The sequence below is a fragment of the Roseateles sp. GW823-FHT07B05 genome, assembly GCF_058794515.1.
Map to the genome: position 1 here is coordinate 1 of NZ_JBXAGX010000014.1, position 19844 is coordinate 19844.

The following is a 19844-nucleotide window of genomic DNA, read 5'->3' on the forward strand; positions in this document are numbered from 1 at the left end:
GAGCTCGTGGCGCATTGCCGCCACGCGGCGCTGGAGCCCGAGCAGCTGATCGAACAGCTCCTGAACGCCGAAGGGGCCGAGCGCAACGTGCGCTCCATCGCGTACCAGATGACCGCAGCGCGCTTCCCGGCGCACCGCGACCTGGCGAGCTTCGAGTTCGAGGCCAGCGCGGTCGATGAAGCGCTGGTGCGCAAGCTGCACACGACCCAGTTCACCGAGGTCGCGCACAACGTGGTGCTGATCGGCGGACCGGGCACCGGCAAGACGCACCTGGCCACGGCGCTCGGCATTGAAGCAATCCAGCGGCATGGCAAACGGGTGCGCTTCCAGTCGACCGTCGAGCTGGTCAACGCGCTGGAAGCGGAGAAGGCGGCCGGCAAGGCCGGGCAGATCGCGCACCGGCTGATGTATGTGGACCTGCTCATCCTGGACGAGCTGGGCTACCTGCCGTTCAGCCAGGCCGGCGGGGCGCTGTTGTTCCATCTGCTGAGCAAGCTCTACGAGCACACCAGCGTGGTCATCACGACCAACCTGAGCTTCGGTGAATGGGCCAGCGTCTTCGGCGACGCCAAGATGACCACGGCCTTGCTGGATCGGCTTACGCACCACTGCCACATCGTCGAGACCGGCAACGAGTCCTGGCGCTTCAAGCACAGCAGCACGACTGTCGCGGCGGCACGTGCCCGACCCACTCAACGCAAGAAAGGAGACCCCAAGAACTCAGAGATATCCACAGACTCAGGCTCCCTCGGGTAGCCTTCAGGGGTGGGTCAGTATTGAACGAGCAGCCGGGTCAGTCGGTCGCGAGCGTCAACACTACTGGCGCTTGGTTGTGGCGGGCAACCTGACTGAGGAAGCCTGACAACGCATCCGGGCCGGCGGGAAGGTTCGTGGTCGCTGGCACCGTCAGCGTTCCGCCAACGTCCCTCGGCTCAGCGGAGGGAAGGGTCGGAGCGAGTTCTTGGAAACCCCGGACGAGGTCAAAGAGAACGACCTGACCATAGCCGTGCGCGAAAAGCGCGTTGGCCAAAGCCTGGTCGAAGCGAAGGGGCGTGACCCCGCCCGCCAGTTCGCTGGCTTGGAGGTCGCGGACATTGCCTGTTAGGACGAACTGGCTCTTCAGCGGCAGGAAGCGCCGGAGGTCTTGCAGCCACCGTGGATCGCTGAACGAAGTCGCCATTACCCCCACTCTCCCTTATGTGTAATCGTTTGTGAACGTATCACAGCTTCCGCCATGACGACATGCGGTTTGCTCGATGGTCCGGCCGGTAAAGCTACCTAGCCAAGACCGCGGGATAGGCTGGTTCCGCGGAGTTGGTCGCGCGGAATCGTCACCGCGCGCTGCTCAGTCTGGCGGGGCTTCAGGCATTGTTCTTCGGCACCTTTGGCTCTGCGATTCCGCCTGAAGTGAGGCCGCAGAGAATTCCAGAATAATTCTGAATTCTAGAAAATGTTGATGAATTTCTTGGCTAGTTTTGCTGTCGCCACCCGCCCACCAGCGCCACGCTGGACGCCGAGTGATGCGGCGCCCGCACGGGCCGCTGGCCCCAGCGGGCAATGTCGAACTGGCCCGCCAGGCTCAGCACGGCGGCGGATTCCAGCGCGGCGTCGTCGTCCAGCGCCGGCAGCAGGCCCGCCAGCCGCTGCGCCAGCATGGATTTGCCGGTGCCCGGCGGGCCCACCATCAGCAGCGAATGGCCACCGGCCGCAGCGATTTCGAGCGCGCGCTTCGGGCCGGCCTGGCCCTTGATGTCGGCCAGGTCGGGCAGGCCGCCGCGGGGCTCGCGGGGCAGGGCGGTGGCGCGGGGCAGCGCGTCGCCGTCGGGCTGCAGCGCGGCGACGACGTCCAGCAGATGCCGCGCCTGCCGCACCGCCAGCCCGTCGACGAGCGCGGCTTCGGCGGCGCTGGCCTCGGGCAACAGCAGTTCGCGCTCGCCGCCGGCCTGACGCAGCGCCAGCGCCATGGCCAGCGCGCCACGCACCGGGCGCAGTTCGCCGGCCAGCGACAGCTCGCCGGCGCATTCGAAGCGCGCGAGCCGGGCCGCGTCCAGCTGGCCATTGGCGGCCAGCAGGCCCAGCGCCATCGGCAGGTCGAAGCGGCCGCCTTCCTTGGGCAGGTCGGCCGGTGCCAGGTTCACCGTGATTCTTTTGTTGGCCGGAAAACCCAGTCCGCTGTTGGCCAGCGCGGCGCGCACGCGCTCGCGGGCCTCCTTGACCTCGGTGTCCGCCAGGCCCACGACCGTGAACGACGGCAGCCCGTTGGCCAGGTGCACCTCCACGGTGACCGGCGCGGCGGCCAGCCCGTCCAGGGCGCGGCTGTGGACCGTGGCGAGGCTCATCGATAGCGTGAGGTCATGGATGGAGGCCTGGCCATGCACCGGCATGACGTGGGCGAGCCAGTCTAGCCGCGGGTCCGGGGGCTGTTGCCGCGGAGTATTTCCCAGGTCTGCACCGGCGATGTGCGCACCGCCCCAGGCTGGCGCCAATTTGGTGCAATTGCCGGCGTTGCGGGTGCGGCTCGCCCAGATTTGTGCGGAGCCACCAAGGTGCGGCGCTTGGCACGGAAGCTGCAATGAACCGTCTGACTGTCGTCACCCTCATTTTTCGAAACAGGAGCCCCGCCATGAAGTTGTCCCCTTCGCTGATCGCACTCGCGCTGTCCGCGGTCGTCCTGCCCGCGTTCGCCGATGAGCCGGCGCCGGACCCGTTGTCCTTCAACGTGGGTGCCGTCAGCGAGTACCGCTACCGCGGCATCAGCCAGACCCGCCTGAAGCCGGCCCTGCAGGGCGGTGTGGACTATGCGGCGCCCAATGGCTTCTACGTCGGCGCCTGGGCCTCGACGATCAAGTGGATCAAGGACGCCGGTGGCGATTCCAAGGTCGAGGTGGACCTGTACGGTGGCTACAAGACCGAAGTCTCCAAGGGCCTGACGCTGGACGTGGGTCTGCTGCAGTACCTCTATTCCGGCAACAAGCTCAACCCCAGCGCCAACACGCTGGAGATCTACGGCGCGCTGAGCTTCGGCCCGGTGACGGCCAAGTACTCGCACAGCACCACCAACCTGTTCGGCTTCGCCGACAGCAAGGGCTCGGGCTATTTCGACGTGACGGCCACGTTCGACCTGGGCGACGGCATGACGCTGGCGCCGCACGTCGGCCACCAGACCGTCCATCGCAACAGCGCGGCGTCGTACACCGACTACTCGCTGACGCTGGCCAAGGACTTCTCCGGCCTCGTGGTCAGCGCCGCCGTCATCGGCACGGATGCCAAGAAGTCGACCTACACCAGCGCTGTCGGCGACAAGTTCCTCGGCAAGACGTCGGTGGTCGTCGGCCTGAAGAAGACCTTCTAAGAACTCACTGGAGCGCGACATGAAACTGATCACTGCCGTCATCAAGCCGTTCAAGCTCGACGAGGTGCGCGAAGCCCTGAGCGCCATCGGCGTGCAGGGGCTGACGGTCACCGAGGTCAAGGGCTTCGGCCGCCAGAAGGGCCACACGGAGCTGTACCGCGGCGCCGAGTACGTCGTCGACTTCCTGCCCAAGGTCAAGATCGAGGCAGCCGTGAACGACGACGTCGTCGAGCGCGTCATCGAGGCCATCGAGTCGTCTGCCCGCACCGGCAAGATCGGCGACGGCAAGATTTTCGTGTCGCCGCTGGACCAGGTCGTCCGCATCCGCACCGGCGAAACCGGCAACGACGCGCTCTGAAGCGCGCTCATAACAACCGTTTGGAGAAACCTCAAATGAAGAAACTCCTCGCCGGCCTCGCGCTTGCCGCCGGCCTGCTCGCGCCAGCCGCCTGGGCCCAGGATGCGGCCTCGGCGCCGGCCGCCGTGGCGGCCTCCGCCGCGCCTGCTGCCGCCGATGCGGCGTCTGCACCCGCCGCCGCCGCGCCGGCCGAAGCCGCTTCCGCGGCGGCGGCTCCCGCGCCGGTGCCCAACAAGGGCGACACGTCGTGGATGCTGCTGTCCACGCTGCTGGTCATCCTGATGACCATCCCGGGCCTGGCGCTGTTCTACGGCGGCCTGGTGCGCAGCAAGAACATGCTGTCCGTGCTGATGCAGGTGATGGTTGGCTTCTCGCTGATCGTCGTGCTGTGGTTCCTGTACGGCTACAGCTTCGCGTTCACCGAGGGCAACAAGTTCATCGGCGGCACAGACCGGCTGTTCATGAAGGGCATCTGGGACAACGTCGCCGGCACCTTCGCGCTGGGCGCCACCTTCTCCAAGGGTGTGCCGATGTACGAGATCGTGTTCGCGGCGTTCCAGGCGACCTTCGCCGGCATCACCGCCTGCCTGATCATTGGTGCCTTCGCCGAGCGCATCAAGTTCTCGGCCGTGCTGGCCTTCCTGACGCTGTGGTTCACGTTCAGCTACCTGCCGATCGCCCACATGGTGTGGTTCTGGGCGGGCCCGGACGCCTACACGGCCGCTGACGTCGTCGATGCGACGAACGCCAAGGCCGGCCTGATCTGGCAGTGGGGCGCGCTGGACTTCGCCGGCGGCACCGTGGTGCACATCAACGCGGCCGTTGCCGGCCTGGTGGGTGCGTACATGGTTGGCAAGCGCGTCGGCTACGGCAAGGAAGCCTTCACGCCGCACAGCCTGACGCTGACGATGGTCGGTGCCTCGCTGCTGTGGGTGGGCTGGTTCGGCTTCAACGCCGGCTCCGCGCTGGAAGCCAACGGCTTCGCCGCGCTGGCCTTCATCAACACCTTCGCCGCCACGGCCGCTGCCGTGCTGGCCTGGTGCGTGGGTGAGGCGCTGCTCAAGGGCAAGGCGTCCATGCTGGGGGCCGCGTCGGGCGCCGTCGCCGGCCTCGTGGCCATCACGCCTGCCGCCGGCAACGTCGGCATCGGTGGCGCGCTGGTCATCGGCATCGTCGCCGGCTTCGCCTGCCTGTGGGGTGTGTCGGGCCTGAAGAAGCTGATGGGCGCGGACGACTCGCTGGACGTGTTCGGCGTGCACGGCGTGGGCGGCATCGTCGGTGCCATCCTGACCGGCGTGTTCAACAGCCCCAACCTGGGCGGCCCGAGCGCCGTCGGCGACTGGGTGACCGCCGCGATGATCGCGCCGGACGCCTACACGATCGCCGGCCAGGTCTGGACGCAGACCAAGGCCGTGCTGCTGACCATCGTCTGGTCGGGCGTCGTCTCCTTCATCGCCTACAAGCTGGTGGACCTGACCATCGGCCTGCGCGTGACGGAAGAGGAAGAGCGCGAAGGCCTGGACATCTCGTCGCACGGCGAGACGGCTTATCACAAGTGACCCCTCGCCCGGCCCGCGGCGCTGAACGCGCGCGGTCCGGTCGGTCCCCCGAGGGGACGGCGATGCTTGCGGCATTGAGCCGCAAGCACATCGCCCAAGGCGGGCCGGCTTGGGGCGGCCCGGCGCTCGGCCCGCAAGAGTCAGCGCCCTCAGACCTACTTCACGCCGAGCCGCCCTCCGGGGCGGCTTTTTCGTTTTTGCCTCCCGAGGGCGCCGTTATGCTGCCCCGCCATGGACGTGATCACCCTGCTCGCGGCGGTGCTGGTCAATGCACTGCTGATGCTGCTGGCGCTGGCGGTCTGCGTCGGCGTGCGCGCACGCGGCGGCTTGCAGGCCTGGCAGCTGATGCTGGCGGGCCAGGCGCTGGGGTTCGGCCTGCTGATCGCCGCGACGCAGCTGGTGCCGCTGGTGACGGCGACGCTGGGCGTGATGGCCTTGAGCGCCTCGGCATCCGCGATGGTGCTGACGTCGGCGCGCTTTCTCGGCGTGGCGGTGTCCCGCCGCGGGCTGTGGCTGCCGCCGCTGCTGCTCGGCGCGGCGCACGTCTTCCTGTTTCCCAACCTGAAGCAGACCACCGGGGTCACCAACCTCACCATCGGCCTGCAGATCGGCTGGGCCAGCTGGCTGCTGCTGACCGGCGTGGGCCGCGCGCGCTGGCGCTGGCTGTGCGGCGTCGCGGCGCTGGGCAATTCGCTGCTGACGGTGGCGCGCGGCGTGCTGGTGCTGGGCTGGCCGGAGATCTACCCGCGCTTCCTGGTGCCGCACCCGCTGAACATCGCGCACCTGATGCTGCTCAACGCCAGCCTGGTGCTGGGCACCATGGGCTTCCTGCTGGCGCACCGTGACGCGGCGGAGCAGGCGCTGGTGCGGCTGGCCTCGCTGGACACGCTGACCGGCCTGTTCAACCGCCGCGAGTGGATGCAGCGCGCCGGCCGCGCCCTCGGCGCCGTGGGCAGCGCGGCCGGCGATGCCGCCGTGCTGCTGATGCTGGACCTGGATCACTTCAAGCGCATCAACGACGAGCGCGGCCACCCGGTGGGCGACGAGGTGCTCAAGCTCGCCGGCGAGGTGCTGCGCGGCGAGCTGCGCGCCAGCGACCTCGTGGGCCGCTACGGTGGCGAGGAGTTCTGCCTGCTGCTGCGCCAGTGCGACCCCGAGGCCTTCGGCCGGCTGGATGCCCGGCTGCACCAGGCGATGCGGCGTCGCTGCGAGGCCAGCCTGGGTTTCGCGGTGGACTTCAGCGCCGGCGCGGTGCGGCTGCAGCCGGGCGAATCGCTGGCTGCGGCCATCCAGCGCGCCGACGACCAGCTCTACCGCGCCAAGCATGCTGGCCGCGGCCGCACCTGCTGCGCCGACGGCGTCTTGTGATCCCGCCGGGCGCCCCCATGTGGCCCGCCTCTGTCGAGTTTGAGATCATCCGGCCATGGTTCCCCATCTGATCACCGCACTGAACGGCCCCATCAACGAACTGGAGGCGCGCGTCCTGGAATCCATGCCGGCCACCGAGCGCTGGTTCCGCCTGGAGTGGATGGAGCACACGCCCACCTTCTACGCGTCGGTGGACCTGCGCAACGCCGGCTTCAAGCTCGCGCCGGTGGACACCAACCTGTTCCCCGGCGGCTTCAACCTGCTGACCGACCAGATGCTGCCGCAGGCCGTGCAGGCGGCCATGGCGGCCATCGAGAAGATCTGCCCCGAGGCGCGCAACCTGCTCGTCATCCCCGAGACCGGCGCGCGCTGCAGCTTCTACCTGGAGAACCTGGCCACGCTGGCGCGCATCTTCACGCAGGCCGGCCTGAACGTGCGCTTCGGCACGCTGGACACCGCCATCACCGGGCCCACCGAGCTGAAGACGGCCAACGGCGCCGGCATCGTCATCGAGCCGCTGGTGCGCAAGCGCGGCCGCCTGACGATCAAGGGCTTCGACCCCTGCACGATCCTGCTCAACAACGACCTCGCCGCCGGCACGCCGCCGCAGCTGATGGGCCTGCACGAGCAATACCTGCTGCCGCCGCTGCACGCCGGCTGGAGCGTGCGCCGCAAGAGCCAGCATTTCCGCGCCTACGAGGAAGTGGCCAAGCGCTTCGGCAAGCTGCTGGGCATGGACCCGTGGCTGATCACGCCCATGTCCCAGAGCGTCGACATGCACGGCAAGAAGGGCCTGGAGGCGCTGCAGACGGCCGCCGATGCGCAGCTCACCAAGGTGCGCCGCAAGTACAAGGAATACGGCATCAACGAGAAGCCTTTCGTCGTCATCAAGAGCGACGTGGGCAGCTACGGCCGCGCCGTGCTGACCGTGCGGGACGCCAAGGACATCGAGGCGCTGGCGCAGCGCCTGCCCGACGACCTGGGCACCGAGGTGCTGGTGCAGGAAGGCGTGCCCACCCACGAGCGCGTGCACGAGGCCGTGGCCGAGCCGGTGGTCTACACGATGGACCGCTACGTCGTGGGCGGCTACTACCGCGTGCACGCCAGCCGCGGCATCGACGAGAACCTCAACGCCCCCGGCGCCAGCTACGTGCCGCTGGCCTTTGCCGACTCGCCGCACCTGCCGCGCCCGGGCGAGAAGCCCGGTGCCAGCGCGCCCAACCGGTTCTACATGTACGGCGTCATCGGCCGGCTGGCGATGCTGGCCGCCAGTTACGAGCTGGAAGCGACCGACCCGCAGGCCGAGACGGAAGAGGCGGCCTAGGGTTATCCGGCTCTACGCCGGCAATACGCCGAGGCCTGCGGGGCGTCAAGCCTCGAAGTTGCGGGTTTGCTGCGCTGCACAAAATCCCGAAACCGGGCGCAGAATCCCCACTTTCGAACAACGAAGCCACCGCTGACGCCGGTGGCCCCTGCGCAGTGAGTTCTTCCCACGCGGCCCGCAGCCCCTCGGCGATGGCGGGCCTGACCCTTGGCGCCCTCGGCGTGGTCTATGGCGACATCGGCACCAGCCCGCTCTACGCGCTCAAGGAAGTCTTCCACGGCGGCCACGTCGCCACGACGCCGGACAACATCCTCGGCGTGCTCTCGCTGCTGTTCTGGACGATGACCACCATTGTCTCGGTCAAGTACGTGCTGCTCATCCTGCGCGCCGACAACAACGGCGAGGGCGGCCTCATCGCGATGCTGGCGCTGGCCACCAACGCCGTGAACGACAAGCCGCCGCTGCGCCGCGGGCTGATGCTGGTGGGGCTGTTCGGCACGGCCATCTTCTTCGGCGACGCCGTCATCACGCCGGCCATGACGGTGCTGGGCGCCGTCGAGGGCATCGACGTCTACGAGCCGCAGCTGCACGACGCCATCCTGCCCATCACGCTCATCGTCATGATGGGGTTGTTCTCGGTGCAGCGCTTCGGTACCGGCGGCATCGGCAAGGCGTTCGGGCCGGTCATGCTGGCCTGGTTCGCCAGCCTCACGCTGCTGGGGCTGCCGCACATCGTCGACAACCCGCGCGTGCTGGCGGCCATCAACCCGGTCTACGCGCTGAACTTCTGCCTGGAGTACCGCTGGGTGGCCTTCGTCGCGCTGGGCGCGGTGGTGCTGGTCGTGACCGGCGGCGAGGCGCTGTATGCCGACCTGGGCCACTTCGGCAAGAAGCCCATCCGCATCGCCTGGTACGGCGTGGTCATGCCGTCGCTGGTCATCAACTACTTCGGCCAAGGCGCCATGCTGCTGGACGACCCGGCGGGCATCAAGAACCCGTTCTTCCTGCTGGCGCCGTCGTGGGCCGAGATCCCGCTGTTCCTGCTCGCCACGCTGGCGGCCATCGTCGCGTCGCAGGCGCTGATCACGGCCGCCTTCTCGGTGACCAAGCAGGCCATCCAGCTGGGCATCATGCCGCGGCTGCGCATCCTGCACACCAGCGTGCGCGACACCGGCCAGATCTACGTGCCCTTCATCAACTGGAGCCTGTTCGCGCTGGTGGTGGTGGCGGTGGTGTTCTTCGGCTCGTCCAGCAAGCTGGCCGGTGCCTACGGCGTGGCCGTCACCATCGACATGACGATCACGACCGTGATGACCTTCTTCGTCATCCGCTTCGGCTGGCGTTACCCGCTGGCGCTGTGCGTCGCGGCCACAGGCGTCTTCTTCGTCATCGACGTGACCTTCCTCGCGTCCAACCTGCTCAAGCTGCTGCACGGTGGCTGGTTCCCGCTGCTGATCGGCATCTGCGTGTTCACGCTGATGCTGACGTGGAAGCAGGGCCGCAAGCAGCTGTCTGACAAGCTGCGCGAGGACGCCATCGAGCTGACCGCCTTCCTGGAGGCCGTGTTCATCAACCCGCCTACGAGGGTGTCCGGCACGGCGGTGTTCCTGTCGGCCGAGAAGGGCAGCACGCCCAACGCGCTGCTGCACAACCTCAAGCACAACAAGGTGCTGCACGAGCAGAACATCTTCGTGACGGTGAAGCACCACGAGGTGCCTTGGATAGGCTTCGAGAAGCGCATCGAGGTCGAGTCGCTGGGCAACCAGTGCTGGCAGGTGGCGCTGCACTTCGGCTTCAAGAACGAGCCCGACGTGCCCGAGGCGCTGCAGCTGCTGAAGAAGCAGGGCGTGCAGCTGGAAGACATGGAGACCAGCTACTTCCTCAGCCGCGACATCGTCATCCCCACCATCGGCTCGGGCATGGCGCTGTGGCGCGAGAAGCTGTTCGCCAGCATGCACCGCAACGCGGCCGCGGCGGCGGACTTCCTGCACCTGCCCACCAACCGCATCGTCGAGCTGGGCTCCAAGGTCGAGATCTAGAAGCCTGTGCGGCAGGGCGTGGCGCCCGCCGTTGGGCGGCGCTGCCCCACGGCGGTGCCGCGGCAGGCGCGTCCTGAGCGGCGTTCGCAAGCGAGAAGACACCGCTGTCATTTCATATTGACAGCGTTGTCAATGATCGGGGATGATGAATTCGCCGCGCCAGAAAGCGGCGCGGCGGCACCACGGTGGGTGCCGCTTTCCCGGATCGGGGTGGACTGCGGCCCACCCCGATCCGCATCGTCACTTCCCGCGCCGGCCATGACCGGCTCCCGCACACCATGAATCCTCTCGACCCCATCCGCCTCGACCTCGCCGCGCTGGCGCAGTCCTTCCCGCCCGACTTCCTGTGGGGCGTGGCCACCAGCGCCGCGCAGATCGAGGGCGCCGGGGCCGAGGACGGCAAGGGGCCGTCCATCTGGGATCACTTCTGCCGCCAGCCGGGCCGCATCAACGACGGCTCCAACATCGACGTCGCCTGCGACCACTACCACCGCTACAAGGACGACGTGGCGCTGATGAAGCGCCTGGGCCTGGACTGCTACCGCTTCAGCCTTTCGTGGCCGCGCGTGCAGCCGCTGGGGCAGGGCGCCTGGAACGAGGCCGGCTTCGCGTTCTACGACCGCCTCATCGACGAGCTGCTGCAGGCCGGCCTGCAGCCGCACGCCACGCTCTACCACTGGGACCTGCCGCAGGCGCTGGACGAGAACGGCCAGGGCGGCTGGCTGTCGCGCGAGGTCGTGGCCCGCTTCGCCGACTACGGCGCCGAGGTCGCGCGCCGCTTCGGCGACCGCCTGGCCAGCATCGCCACCCACAACGAGCCCTGGTGCACCGCCACGCTGGGCTACGAGACCGCCCAGTTCGCGCCCGGCCACACCAGCCGCGCCGAGAGCCTGCAGGTGGCGCACCACCTGATGCTGTCGCACGGCGACGCCATCGCCGCGATGCGCGCCGAAACGAAGACCAAGCTCGGTATCGTCCTCAACCACACGCCGTCCTTCCCCGCCACGCCCACCGAGGCCGACCGCCGCGCCGCCCGCATCGACGACGGCCTCAACGTGCGCTGGTACATGGACCCGATCTTCCGCGGCGCCTACCCGCAGGATGCGATCGACTTCGTCGGCGCCGACGCGCCTCAGGTCCAGCCCGGCGACCTGGAGCGCATCCGCCAGCCGCTGGACTTCCTCGGCATCAACTTCTACACGCGCAGCCTGTTCGGCGCCGACGGCAAGACCGTCAAGGGCCCCGGCAAGCTGGGCTTCACCGACATGGGCTGGGAGATCGTGCCCGAGGTCTTCGCGCAGCACCTCGTGCGTCTGGCGCGCGAGTACAACCCGCCGCCCATGTTCATCACCGAGAACGGCATGGCCAATGCCGACCGTGTCGTCGACGGCCGCGTGCCGGACAAGGAACGCATCGCCTACCTGTCGGCGCACCTGCAGGCGCTGTCCATGGCCATGAACCTGGGCGCCGACGTGCGGGGCTACTTCTACTGGAGCCTGCTCGACAACTTCGAGTGGAACTCCGGCTACGCCAAGCGCTTCGGCCTCATCCACGTCGACTACGAGACGCTGGAGCGCCTGCCCAAGGACAGCGCGCACTGGTACCGCGACTTCATCGCCAAGCACCGCGCGCGCCGCTGAGTTCCCGCGCGGCGTCCGCAGCGCGTGCGGACATGCATTCCTCCGCGTTTGCCCCGACAAAGGCACGGAATTTCGGTCACGTTCAGGCGCTAAGCTCCGCCTTGCGCCGCACCAGGGAATTTTCCCGCATGGTCCCGGACGCAACTGGCCGATTTGACGTATAGAACAGGAGGCCGGCTCGGGTTCTTCGGCAGCGGTGTCGTCGCCCGGGTCGAGTCGAGGGGTGCCCGGGCGCGGGTGTTGAGTGAATGCAGGATAGATCAAACGATCCGCTGATCGATGTCAGCCAATTGACCGTGGGGATGTTCATCCACCTGGACCTGGGCTGGATGTCGCATCCGTTTCCGCTGTCGAGCTTCAAGATCGCCTCGGCCGATCAACTGCTGATCCTGCGCCGGCTCGGCCTGACGCAGGTGCGCTGGAGCCCTGCCAAGAGCGATCTGACCCTGCAGGCCCAGGCCGATCTGCCCCCCGTCGCCGCGGTGGAGGCGCACGCTGCCACCGCCGAACCCAGCGCGCCCACGCCCGAGGAACTGGCCCGCGAGGCGCACCGCCGCGCGCTGGCGGCCCAGCGCGAGGCCCTGCGCCTGTGCGAAGAGCAGTACGGCGAAGCCGCCGACGGCTTTCGCAGCGTCATGGAGCACGTCCAGAGCGACCCCCACCAGGCCCGCACCGAGGCCGAGACGCTGACCGCCGCGCTGCTCGACAAGATGCTGGTCGAGGGCGACCTCAACATGCGCCTGCTCAACGAGGCTGCCGGCGACCGTTCCACCGCCCACGCGCTGAACGTCTGCATCATCGCGCTGCTGCTGGGCCGCGCCTTCGGCCTGGGCCGCGACGAGATGATGGACCTGGGCGTCGGCTCGCTGCTGCACGACGTCGGCAAGCTCGAGGTCGCCGCGCGCCTGCGCCACCGCGACGAGAGCTTCACCGCCGCCGAGACCCAGGCCTACCAGCAGCACGTCGCCAAGGGCGTGGCCATCGCGCAGGCCATGGGCCTGCCGCCCGCGCCGCTGCTCATCATTGCGCAGCACCACGAGCATGCCGACGGCAGCGGCTTCCCGCAGCGCATCAACATGGACCGCATGAGCACCGGCGCGCGCATCGTCGCGCTGGTCAACCGCTTCGACGGCCTGTGCAACCCGCTGCTGACCTCCAAGGCGATGACGCCGCACGAGGCGCTGTCGCTGATGTTCGCCCAGGGCCGCAACCGCTTCGACGCGACCATGCTGAACGCCTTCATCCGCATGATGGGCGTCTACCCGCCCGGCTCCACCGTGCAGCTCACCGACGACCGCTATGCGCTGGTCGTGTCCGTCAACTCGGCGCGGCCGCTCAAGCCCCGCGTCATGGTTCACGACCCCAAGGTGCCCAAGGAAGACGCGCTCATCCTGAACCTGGAAGAGATGCCCGACCTCGGCATCCGCCGCAGCCTGAAGCCGCAGTTCCTGCCCCGTGCCGCGCTGGACTACCTCAGCCCGCGTGCCCGCATCGCCTACTTCTTCGACGCCGTCAGCACCGGTCCCGGGGAGCTGACCGCGTGAACGCCAGCCGCGAGGCGAACCCGGCCTTGCCTCGCGTCCCCGAGGCGCCGTCCCTGATCGGCGCGCTGCTCGAAGGTCTGCCCGAACCCGCCTGGCTCGTCGACGGTGCCAGCCTGACCGTCTGCGCCATCAACCGCGCTGCGCTGCGCCTGCTGGGCCTCAAGCCCGAGCGCGCACTGGGCCAGGCCCCGGCGCTGCTGTGCGGCTCGCTGGAAGACGAGGCCTTCTGGCAGGGCGCCGCGCGTGACCCCTTCGCCCGCATCCGCTCCGACACCGTGCTGACGCACAGCGACGGCCAGCCGCGCTGGGTCAGCCGCGCCATCAGCCCCATCCACACGCCCGAGGGCGATCGCTACTGGCTGGTGTTGCTGCACGACCAGACGCGCCGCCGCCGCGCCGAGGCCGAGCGCGAGACGCTGCTGGCCGAGCTGCGCGCGACGCTCGAATCCACCGCCGACGGCATCCTCGTCGTCGACCTCGCCGGCCGCGTGCGCAGCTTCAACCGCCGCTTCGCCAAGCTGTGGGGCCTGCCCGGTGGCCTGCTGCACGAGCCCGGCGACGCCGGCCTGTGGCTGAGCCTGCAGCGCGTCATGCGCGACGGCGAGCAGTACCGGCTGCGCATCGAGGCCTTGCTGGACGCGCCGCTGATGCGCTCCAGCGACATGCTGCGCCTGGCCGACGGCCGCGTGCTGGAGCAGGTGTCGCTGCCGCAGATGAGCCGCGGCGAGCCCATCGGCCGCGTGTTCTCGTTCCGCGACCTGTCCGAAAAGCTCGCCGCCCACCAGCGCATCGAGGAACTGGGCCGCTCCGACGCGCTGACCGGCGCGCCCAACCGCCGCGCGCTGGCCGACCGCATCGTGCAGCAGATGGCTGTCGTCAGCAGCGGCGAGGCACCGCCGTCGTTCGCGCTGCTGCACCTGGACCTGGACCGCTTCAAGCAGATCAACGACACGCTGGGCAACAGCTACGGCGACCGCGTGCTGCGCGAGGTCGTCGAGCGGCTGCGCGGCGCCGTCGGCGCCAACGACACACTGGCCCGCGTCGGCGGCGACGAGTTCGCGCTGCTCGTCGACGGCGCCCAGATGTTCGAGGCCGAAGCCGCCGCCCGCCGCGTGCAGCAATTGCTGGCCGAACCCTTCAGCTTCGACACGCTGAGCTTCACCGTCACCGCCAGCTGCGGCATCGCGCTGTACCCCGGCGACGGCGGCACGCCCGACGAGCTGCTGGCCAGCGCCGAGCGCGCCATGCACTGGGTCAAGGAAAGCGGCCGCGCGGGCTTCCGCTTCCACGTGCCGCGCAAGGAAGTCGACCTGCTGTCGCGCATGCGGCTGGACCATGCGATGCGCCAGGCGCTCGCCGAAGGTCGCTTCCGGCTGCACTACCAGCCGCAGGTCGAGCTGGGCAGCGACCGCGTCATCGGCGCCGAGGCGCTGATCCGCTGGCGCGACCCGCAGCGCGGCGACATCTCGCCGGCCGAATTCATCCCGCTGGCCGAGGAAAGCGGCTTCGTCGTCGCCATCGGCGACTGGGTGCTGCGCGAAGCCATTGACCAGGCCGCGCATTGGCTCAGCCGCGGTCTGCGCATGCCGGTCGCCGTCAACGTGTCGGCGCTGCAGTTCCAGCAGGCCCATTTCGTCGACAGCGTCGCCGCCGCGCTGCGCGACGCGGCCCTGCCCGCCAGCATGCTGGAGCTGGAGCTCACCGAAGGCGTGCTGCTGGGCGACGCCGACGAAGGCCTCAAGCGCATGCAGGCGCTGGCCGCGCTGGGTGTCACGCTGTCCATCGACGATTTCGGCACCGGCTACTCGTCGCTGGGGTATCTCAAGCGCTTCCCCATCCAGCGCCTCAAGATCGACCGCAGCTTCGTGCAGGGCCTGCCCAACGACCCCAGCGACGTCGGCATTGCCAACGCCATCGTGCAGATGGGCCGGGCGCTGGGCCTGCAGGTCATCGCCGAGGGCGTCGAGACCGAGGCGCAGCGCGACTTCCTGGCCCAGGCCGGCTGCCACGAGTTCCAGGGCTATCTGTTCGCACCCGCGTTGCGGCCCGAGGAGTTCGAGCAGCGCGTGCGCCCGCGCCGTCATGTCGTCGACGCTGCGGTGTCCGGCTGGCTGGGCCTGGCCAGCACCGGCTGAGCCGGGTGGGCGCGCACAATGCGCCCATGCTCTACCGCTTCAAATCCAAGGCTGGTGCCGACGTCGTCATGCTGGGCGACTCCGGCGGTGACGTGCTGCGCCTGCTGGGCCGCGAGCCCGCGCCGCAAGGCATCCTCGAATCGGCCCAGCTGCCCGCGCTGATCCAGGCGCTGGAAGCCGGCGTTGCCGCCGATGAGGCACAGTTCCAGCAGGCCGTCGACGCCGCCAAGGCCGCCGGCGACGCCGTGCCGCGCCGCCAGGGCGTGTCGCTGCGCCAACGCGCCTGGCCGCTGCGCGAACTGATGGTGCGCAGCCAGAAGGAAGGCGCCGACGTCGTCTGGGGCGTCTGATGCTGGAAGAGGCCACGCGCGTCATCCTCATCCGCCACGGCGAGACCGCCTGGAACCGCGCCACGCGCATCCAGGGCCACACCGACATCCCGCTCAGCCCGCTGGGCCTGGCCCAGGCCCAGCGCCTGGCCGAAGCGCTGGCCGACGAGCCGCTGGCTGCCATTTACGCCAGCGACCTCAGCCGCGCCCGCCAGACCGCCGAGGCGCTGGCCGGCGTGCAGGGCCTGCCGGTGCGGCTGGACGCCGGCCTGCGCGAACGCGCCTTCGGCCGCTTCGAGGGGTTGAGCTGGGAAGAGATCGCGCAGACCTACCCCGACGACGCCACCCGCTGGCGCCGCCGCGAGCCGGACTTCCCGGTCGGCGGTGGCGAGAGCCTGACCGTCTTCAGCGCCCGCTGCCTGCAGGCGGCCACCCGGGCCGTGGCGGCCCACCCCGGGCAGAGCATCGCCCTCGTCGCCCACGGCGGCGTGCTGGACTGTCTCTACCGCGCTGCCACCCGCACCGCGCTGGACGCGCCGCGCAGCTGGCAACTCGGCAACGCCACCATCAACCGCCTGCTCGCCACCTCCGAGGGCTTCACGCTGGTGGGCTGGAACGACGACCGACACCTCGCGGGCCTGGCTGCCGACGACGTTGCCGCCTGACCGGACCCCTAGGCCGACTGTTGCATCGGCACATCGTCCGTGTCGGTTGCGCCGAAAGTCGCTCCTATACTCGTTTCCACTTGTTCTCCAAGGTAGGTTTCCGGACCCGCCGCAACTCACTCGAAAAGGCTCACGATGAAGAAGATCGCCCTCGTTGCCGCCCTGGCCGCCGTCACGGCCGCTCCGGCTTTCGCCCAAAGCTCTGTCACGCTGTGGGGCCGTCTCAACACCACCGTTGAAAGCCAGAAGCTGGGCAACCAGGACCGCAAGGTCGTCGTCGCGAACAACAACTCGCGCCTGGGTTTCCGCGGTACGGAAGATCTGGGTGGCGGCCTGAAGGCTGGCTTCAACCTGGAACACGGTCTGGAATCCGACACCGGCGCCGCTTCGGGTGGCACGCAGTTCTGGAACCGTCAGGCCAACGTCGAACTGTCCGGCTCGTTCGGTACCGTCCGCCTGGGCACCTGGTTCCCGGATTCGTACTTCTCGACCGTTGACCGCGTTAGCAACCACAACCACGACACCGGCTCGTCTTCCGACGCGCTGTTCTCGTCGTTCGCCTTCGGCTTCCGCTCGAACAAGGTCGGCTACTTCTCGCCGAACATCGACGGCTTCAGCTTCATCGCCAGCGCCCACGCCGGCGAAGGCGCCGCTGGCGATGCCCGCGCGTTCGACCTGTCGGGCAACTACGAAGCCAACGGCCTGCACATCGGCGCAACCTACGCCCAGGCTGACACCGTCGCCAAGCGCAAGAACTACACCATCGAAGCCGACTACGCCTTCGGCCCCTTCCTGCTGGCCGGTTACTACCAGCGTGAAGAGATCGACGGCACCCGCTCGCGCGACATCGGCCGCGTGTCGGCCATGTACACGATGGGTCAGTCGGAGTTCCACTTCAACATCGGCGGCACCAAGTCCGGTGGCGACGGCACGTTCAAGAACGCCGGCGCTTCGCAGTGGACGCTGGGCTACAACTACAACCTGAGCAAGCGCACCAAGATCTACGGTTACTACACCCAGATCGACCAGAAGCTGTCCAACAAGGTGGGCGACTTCAACTCGCTGGCTGCCGGCATCCGCCACAACTTCTGATCCTTCGGGACCAGAAACAAAGAAAGCGCCCCTCGGGGCGCTTTTTTCATTCCCCGAACAGGTCGGGCGAGTTCTTGCCGCCGGGCGGCGCAACGCCGAGGTGGCGGTAGGCCGCCAGCGTCGCAACGCGGCCGCGCGGCGTGCGCTGCAGGAAGCCCTGCTGGATCAGGTAGGGCTCGATGACGTCCTCGATGGTGCCGGCTTCCTCGCCGATGGCCGCGGCCACGTTCTCCAGGCCCACGGGCCCGCCGTCGAAGCGGTGCACGACGGCCTCCAGGAACTTCCGGTCCATCAGGTCGAAGCCCTGCGGATCGACGTCCAGCATGGCCAGCGCCTTGTCGGCGATGCCGGCGACGATGCGGCCGTCACTTTTCACCTCGGCGTAGTCGCGCACGCGGCGCAGCAGGCGGTTGGCGATGCGCGGCGTGCCGCGCGAGCGGCGGGCGATCTCCAGCGCGCCGTCGGCGTCGATGGGCGCGTTCAGCAGCCCGGCGGAGCGCGTGACGATGCGCTGCAGCTCGGCCGGCGTGTAGAACTCCAGCCGCGCGACGATGCCGAAACGATCACGCAATGGATTGGTCAGCATGCCGGCGCGCGTCGTCGCACCGACCAGCGTGAAGGGCTGCAGGTCCAGCTTGATGGAGCGGGCGGCCGGGCCTTCGCCGATCATGATGTCGATCTGGTAGTCCTCCAGCGCCGGGTACAGGATCTCCTCCACGACCGGGCTGAGGCGATGGATCTCATCAATGAAGAGGACGTCGTTCTTCTCCAGCCCCGTGAGGATGGCCGCGAGGTCCTTGGGCTTCTCCAGCACCGGGCCGGAGGTCTGGCGCAGGTTCACGCCCAGCTCGGCCGCGATGATGTGCGACAGCGTCGTCTTGCCCAGGCCCGGCGGGCCGAACAGCAGCACGTGGTCCAGCGCCTCGCGGCGCTTGCGGGCGGCGCCGATGAAGATCTCCAGCTGCTCGCGCGCCTTGCTCTGGCCGACGTAGTCGTCCAGCAGCTTGGGCCGCAGTGCGCGCTCCAGCGCTTCCTCGCGGCTGGACTCGGGCGCCGCGCTGACGATGCGTGGCGCCGGCGCGAAGTCGTCCGTCTGGATGCTCATGACCGACCTTTCGCCGGGCCGCCCCAAGAAAGGCGAGTGCCCCATAGGGGGACAGTGAACGAAGTGAGCGTGGGGGCTAACTTCATGAGAGTTTCTTCAGCGCGAGCTTGATGCCGTCGCTGACGCCCACGTCAGGCGGCAGCGCCTTCAGCGCGGCGCCGGCGTCCTTCTCGCTGTAGCCGAGCGCGACCAGTGCCTGCAGGATGTCGGCCTGGTTGTCGTTGGCGACGGTGGCGGGCAGGGCCAGGTCGGGGCCCAGCTTGCCCTTGAGCTCCAGCAGCAGCCGCTCGGCAGTCTTCTTGCCGATGCCGGGCACCTTGGTCAGCCGGCCGATTTCCTGGCGGGAGACGGCCTGCGCCAGTTCGGCGACGGAGAGGCCGGACAGCAGCCCCAGCGCCATCTTCGGGCCGACGCCGCTGATCTTGATGAGCTGTCGGAAGGTGGCGCGTTCCTCGTGCGTGAGGAAGCCGAACAGCTGGTGCGCGTCCTCGCGCACGGTCAGGTGGGTCAGCAGCACGGCACGCTCACCGAGGCCGCCCAGGTTGAAGAACGTGCTCATCGGCACGTCCACTTCGTAGCCCACGCCCGCGACGTCGATGACGACCTGCGGGGGCGTCTTTTCGGCGATGACGCCAGTCAGTCTTCCAATCATGCCCGGATTATCCGGGCCACCTCAGCCTCAGTTGCGACCGAACAAACCCAGGCGCTGCGCTTCCAGCGCGGCCTCGGCGCGCGAGCTCACGTTGAGCTTGCGGTAGATCTGCTTCACGTAGTCGGCGATGGTGTGGCGGGACAGGCCCAGCTGCACGCCGATCTCCGGCAGCGTGAAGCCCTTGGCCACGCGCAGCAGCACCTCGGTTTCGCGGTCGGTCAGCGACACTTCGTGCAGCAGCGAGGCGGCCGGCTTCTTCACCTGGGCGGCGAAGTAGGCGATGACCTTGCGCGCGATGGACGGCGACAGCGGCGGTTCGCCGCCGCTCATGCGCTGCAGCTGTTCCACCAGCAGCTCGCGCGACTGTTCCTTCAGCAGGTAGCCGAAGGCGCCGGCCTGCAGCGCAGGGAAGAGGTGCTCGTCGTCGTCGTGGATGGTGACGATGACGGACTGCACCTCCGGCTGCTTCTCGCGCAGCGCGGCGATGACCTCGACGCCCGAGCCGTCCGGCAGGCCCAGGTCCAGCAGCGCCAGCGTGAAGCGCTGGCCGTTGACCAGCGACAGCGCATCCTGCACGCGCGAGCATTCGGTGATCTGCGCGTTGGCGAACACCTGTTTGACCAGGGCCTTGAGCCAGGCACGGATCTCCGGGATGTCTTCGAGCAGCAGGATGTGGTTCATG

At 68.7% G+C, this 19844-nt stretch carries 17 protein-coding genes and 1 pseudogene; 13 read left to right on the forward strand and 5 right to left on the reverse strand.

The features are described 5' to 3' along the window. Positions 1 to 756, forward strand: a 756-nt coding sequence (gene istB / locus AC1Q7O_RS22780; protein ID WP_492662750.1) for an IS21-like element helper ATPase IstB, incomplete at its 5' end; no start/stop codon positions are given. A gap of 37 nt (positions 757 to 793) precedes the next feature. Here the strand turns inward: istB and AC1Q7O_RS22785 are convergent. Both AC1Q7O_RS22785 and AC1Q7O_RS22790 read right to left on the reverse strand, forming a co-directional pair. After that, a complete protein-coding gene (locus AC1Q7O_RS22785) occupies positions 794 to 1180 on the reverse strand; it encodes a hypothetical protein (RefSeq protein WP_492661107.1) in 387 nt (128 codons plus the stop codon). Between the two features lie 307 nt (positions 1181 to 1487). Further along, a pseudogene (locus AC1Q7O_RS22790) lies at positions 1488 to 2339 on the reverse strand (YifB family Mg chelatase-like AAA ATPase); the annotation flags it as partial. Between the two features lie 284 nt (positions 2340 to 2623). Here AC1Q7O_RS22790 and AC1Q7O_RS22795 point away from each other — a divergent pair. From AC1Q7O_RS22795 to AC1Q7O_RS22850, 12 genes are all read left to right on the forward strand, one after another. After that, positions 2624 to 3352 carry a TorF family putative porin gene (locus AC1Q7O_RS22795; protein ID WP_492661108.1) on the forward strand — a complete coding sequence of 243 codons (729 nt, stop codon included), beginning with the start codon at positions 2624 to 2626 and terminating at the stop codon, positions 3350 to 3352. 19 nt (positions 3353 to 3371) lie between these two features. After that, the gene (gene glnK / locus AC1Q7O_RS22800; protein WP_056192325.1) at positions 3372 to 3710 is read left to right on the forward strand and encodes a P-II family nitrogen regulator; all 339 of its coding nucleotides are present in this window, start codon (positions 3372 to 3374) and stop codon (positions 3708 to 3710) included. 35 nt (positions 3711 to 3745) lie between these two features. Beyond that, positions 3746 to 5269 carry an ammonium transporter gene (amt, locus tag AC1Q7O_RS22805; RefSeq protein WP_492661109.1) on the forward strand — a complete coding sequence of 508 codons (1524 nt, stop codon included), beginning with the start codon at positions 3746 to 3748 and terminating at the stop codon, positions 5267 to 5269. A 231-nt stretch (positions 5270 to 5500) separates the two neighbouring features. Then, positions 5501 to 6637, forward strand: coding sequence for a GGDEF domain-containing protein (locus AC1Q7O_RS22810; RefSeq protein WP_492661110.1), 1137 nt, complete (start codon positions 5501 to 5503; stop codon positions 6635 to 6637). A gap of 55 nt (positions 6638 to 6692) precedes the next feature. Next, positions 6693 to 7961, forward strand: coding sequence for a glutamate--cysteine ligase (gshA, locus tag AC1Q7O_RS22815; RefSeq protein WP_492661111.1), 1269 nt, complete (start codon positions 6693 to 6695; stop codon positions 7959 to 7961). Between the two features lie 191 nt (positions 7962 to 8152). Next, positions 8153 to 10000: a potassium transporter Kup gene (locus tag AC1Q7O_RS22820; protein ID WP_492661200.1), complete on the forward strand. Its 1848-nt coding sequence runs from the start codon at positions 8153 to 8155 to the stop codon at positions 9998 to 10000. Between the two features lie 278 nt (positions 10001 to 10278). Beyond that, positions 10279 to 11640, forward strand: coding sequence for a GH1 family beta-glucosidase (locus tag AC1Q7O_RS22825; protein WP_492661112.1), 1362 nt, complete (start codon positions 10279 to 10281; stop codon positions 11638 to 11640). 248 nt (positions 11641 to 11888) lie between these two features. Next, entirely contained in the window at positions 11889 to 13184 is a 1296-nt protein-coding gene (locus AC1Q7O_RS22830; protein ID WP_492661113.1) for an HD-GYP domain-containing protein, read from the forward strand. Next, on the forward strand, positions 13181 to 15319 hold the full coding sequence (locus AC1Q7O_RS22835) for a putative bifunctional diguanylate cyclase/phosphodiesterase (RefSeq protein WP_492661114.1): 2139 nt from the start codon (positions 13181 to 13183) through the stop codon (positions 15317 to 15319). Before AC1Q7O_RS22830 ends, AC1Q7O_RS22835 begins: the two co-directional genes overlap by 4 nt. 26 nt (positions 15320 to 15345) lie before the next feature. Next, positions 15346 to 15669: a DUF1840 domain-containing protein gene (locus tag AC1Q7O_RS22840; protein WP_492661115.1), complete on the forward strand. Its 324-nt coding sequence runs from the start codon at positions 15346 to 15348 to the stop codon at positions 15667 to 15669. Positions 15670 to 15671: 2 nt separating this feature from the next. Further along, the gene (locus AC1Q7O_RS22845; RefSeq protein WP_492661201.1) at positions 15672 to 16313 is read left to right on the forward strand and encodes a histidine phosphatase family protein; all 642 of its coding nucleotides are present in this window, start codon (positions 15672 to 15674) and stop codon (positions 16311 to 16313) included. Between the two features lie 135 nt (positions 16314 to 16448). Beyond that, positions 16449 to 17405, forward strand: a complete 957-nt coding sequence (locus tag AC1Q7O_RS22850) for a porin (protein WP_492661116.1) — start codon at positions 16449 to 16451, stop codon at positions 17403 to 17405. A 46-nt stretch (positions 17406 to 17451) separates the two neighbouring features. On the opposite strand, the gene ruvB is transcribed toward AC1Q7O_RS22850, so the two are convergent. The 3 genes from ruvB to AC1Q7O_RS22865 form a co-directional block, all read right to left on the reverse strand. After that, a complete protein-coding gene (gene ruvB, locus AC1Q7O_RS22855; protein ID WP_492661117.1) occupies positions 17452 to 18510 on the reverse strand; it encodes a Holliday junction branch migration DNA helicase RuvB in 1059 nt (352 codons plus the stop codon). An 82-nt stretch (positions 18511 to 18592) separates the two neighbouring features. Next, positions 18593 to 19162, reverse strand: coding sequence for a Holliday junction branch migration protein RuvA (gene ruvA / locus AC1Q7O_RS22860; protein ID WP_492661118.1), 570 nt, complete (start codon positions 19160 to 19162; stop codon positions 18593 to 18595). A gap of 27 nt (positions 19163 to 19189) precedes the next feature. Next, entirely contained in the window at positions 19190 to 19843 is a 654-nt protein-coding gene (locus AC1Q7O_RS22865) for a response regulator (protein ID WP_492661119.1), read from the reverse strand. Between the last annotated feature and the right edge of the window lies 1 nt (position 19844).

Bases quoted from the DNA above. Each gene is read 5' to 3' on its own strand.
- glnK (WP_056192325.1), top strand. From the start codon at position 3,372: ATGAAACTGATCACTGCCGTCATCAAGCCGTTCAAGCTCGACGAGGTG.
- AC1Q7O_RS22795 (WP_492661108.1), top strand. From the start codon at position 2,624: ATGAAGTTGTCCCCTTCGCTGATCGCACTCGCGCTGTCCGCGGTCGTC.
- ruvA (WP_492661118.1), bottom strand. From the start codon at position 19,162: ATGATTGGAAGACTGACTGGCGTCATCGCCGAAAAGACGCCCCCGCAG.
- AC1Q7O_RS22820 (WP_492661200.1), top strand. From the start codon at position 8,153: ATGGCGGGCCTGACCCTTGGCGCCCTCGGCGTGGTCTATGGCGACATC.
- AC1Q7O_RS22840 (WP_492661115.1), top strand. From the start codon at position 15,346: ATGCTCTACCGCTTCAAATCCAAGGCTGGTGCCGACGTCGTCATGCTG.
- AC1Q7O_RS22810 (WP_492661110.1), top strand. From the start codon at position 5,501: ATGGACGTGATCACCCTGCTCGCGGCGGTGCTGGTCAATGCACTGCTG.
- AC1Q7O_RS22830 (WP_492661113.1), top strand. From the start codon at position 11,889: ATGCAGGATAGATCAAACGATCCGCTGATCGATGTCAGCCAATTGACC.
- AC1Q7O_RS22785 (WP_492661107.1), bottom strand. From the start codon at position 1,180: ATGGCGACTTCGTTCAGCGATCCACGGTGGCTGCAAGACCTCCGGCGC.
- AC1Q7O_RS22865 (WP_492661119.1), bottom strand. From the start codon at position 19,843: ATGAACCACATCCTGCTGCTCGAAGACATCCCGGAGATCCGTGCCTGG.
- amt (WP_492661109.1), top strand. From the start codon at position 3,746: ATGAAGAAACTCCTCGCCGGCCTCGCGCTTGCCGCCGGCCTGCTCGCG.
- ruvB (WP_492661117.1), bottom strand. From the start codon at position 18,510: ATGAGCATCCAGACGGACGACTTCGCGCCGGCGCCACGCATCGTCAGC.
- gshA (WP_492661111.1), top strand. From the start codon at position 6,693: ATGGTTCCCCATCTGATCACCGCACTGAACGGCCCCATCAACGAACTG.
- AC1Q7O_RS22825 (WP_492661112.1), top strand. From the start codon at position 10,279: ATGAATCCTCTCGACCCCATCCGCCTCGACCTCGCCGCGCTGGCGCAG.
- AC1Q7O_RS22850 (WP_492661116.1), top strand. From the start codon at position 16,449: ATGAAGAAGATCGCCCTCGTTGCCGCCCTGGCCGCCGTCACGGCCGCT.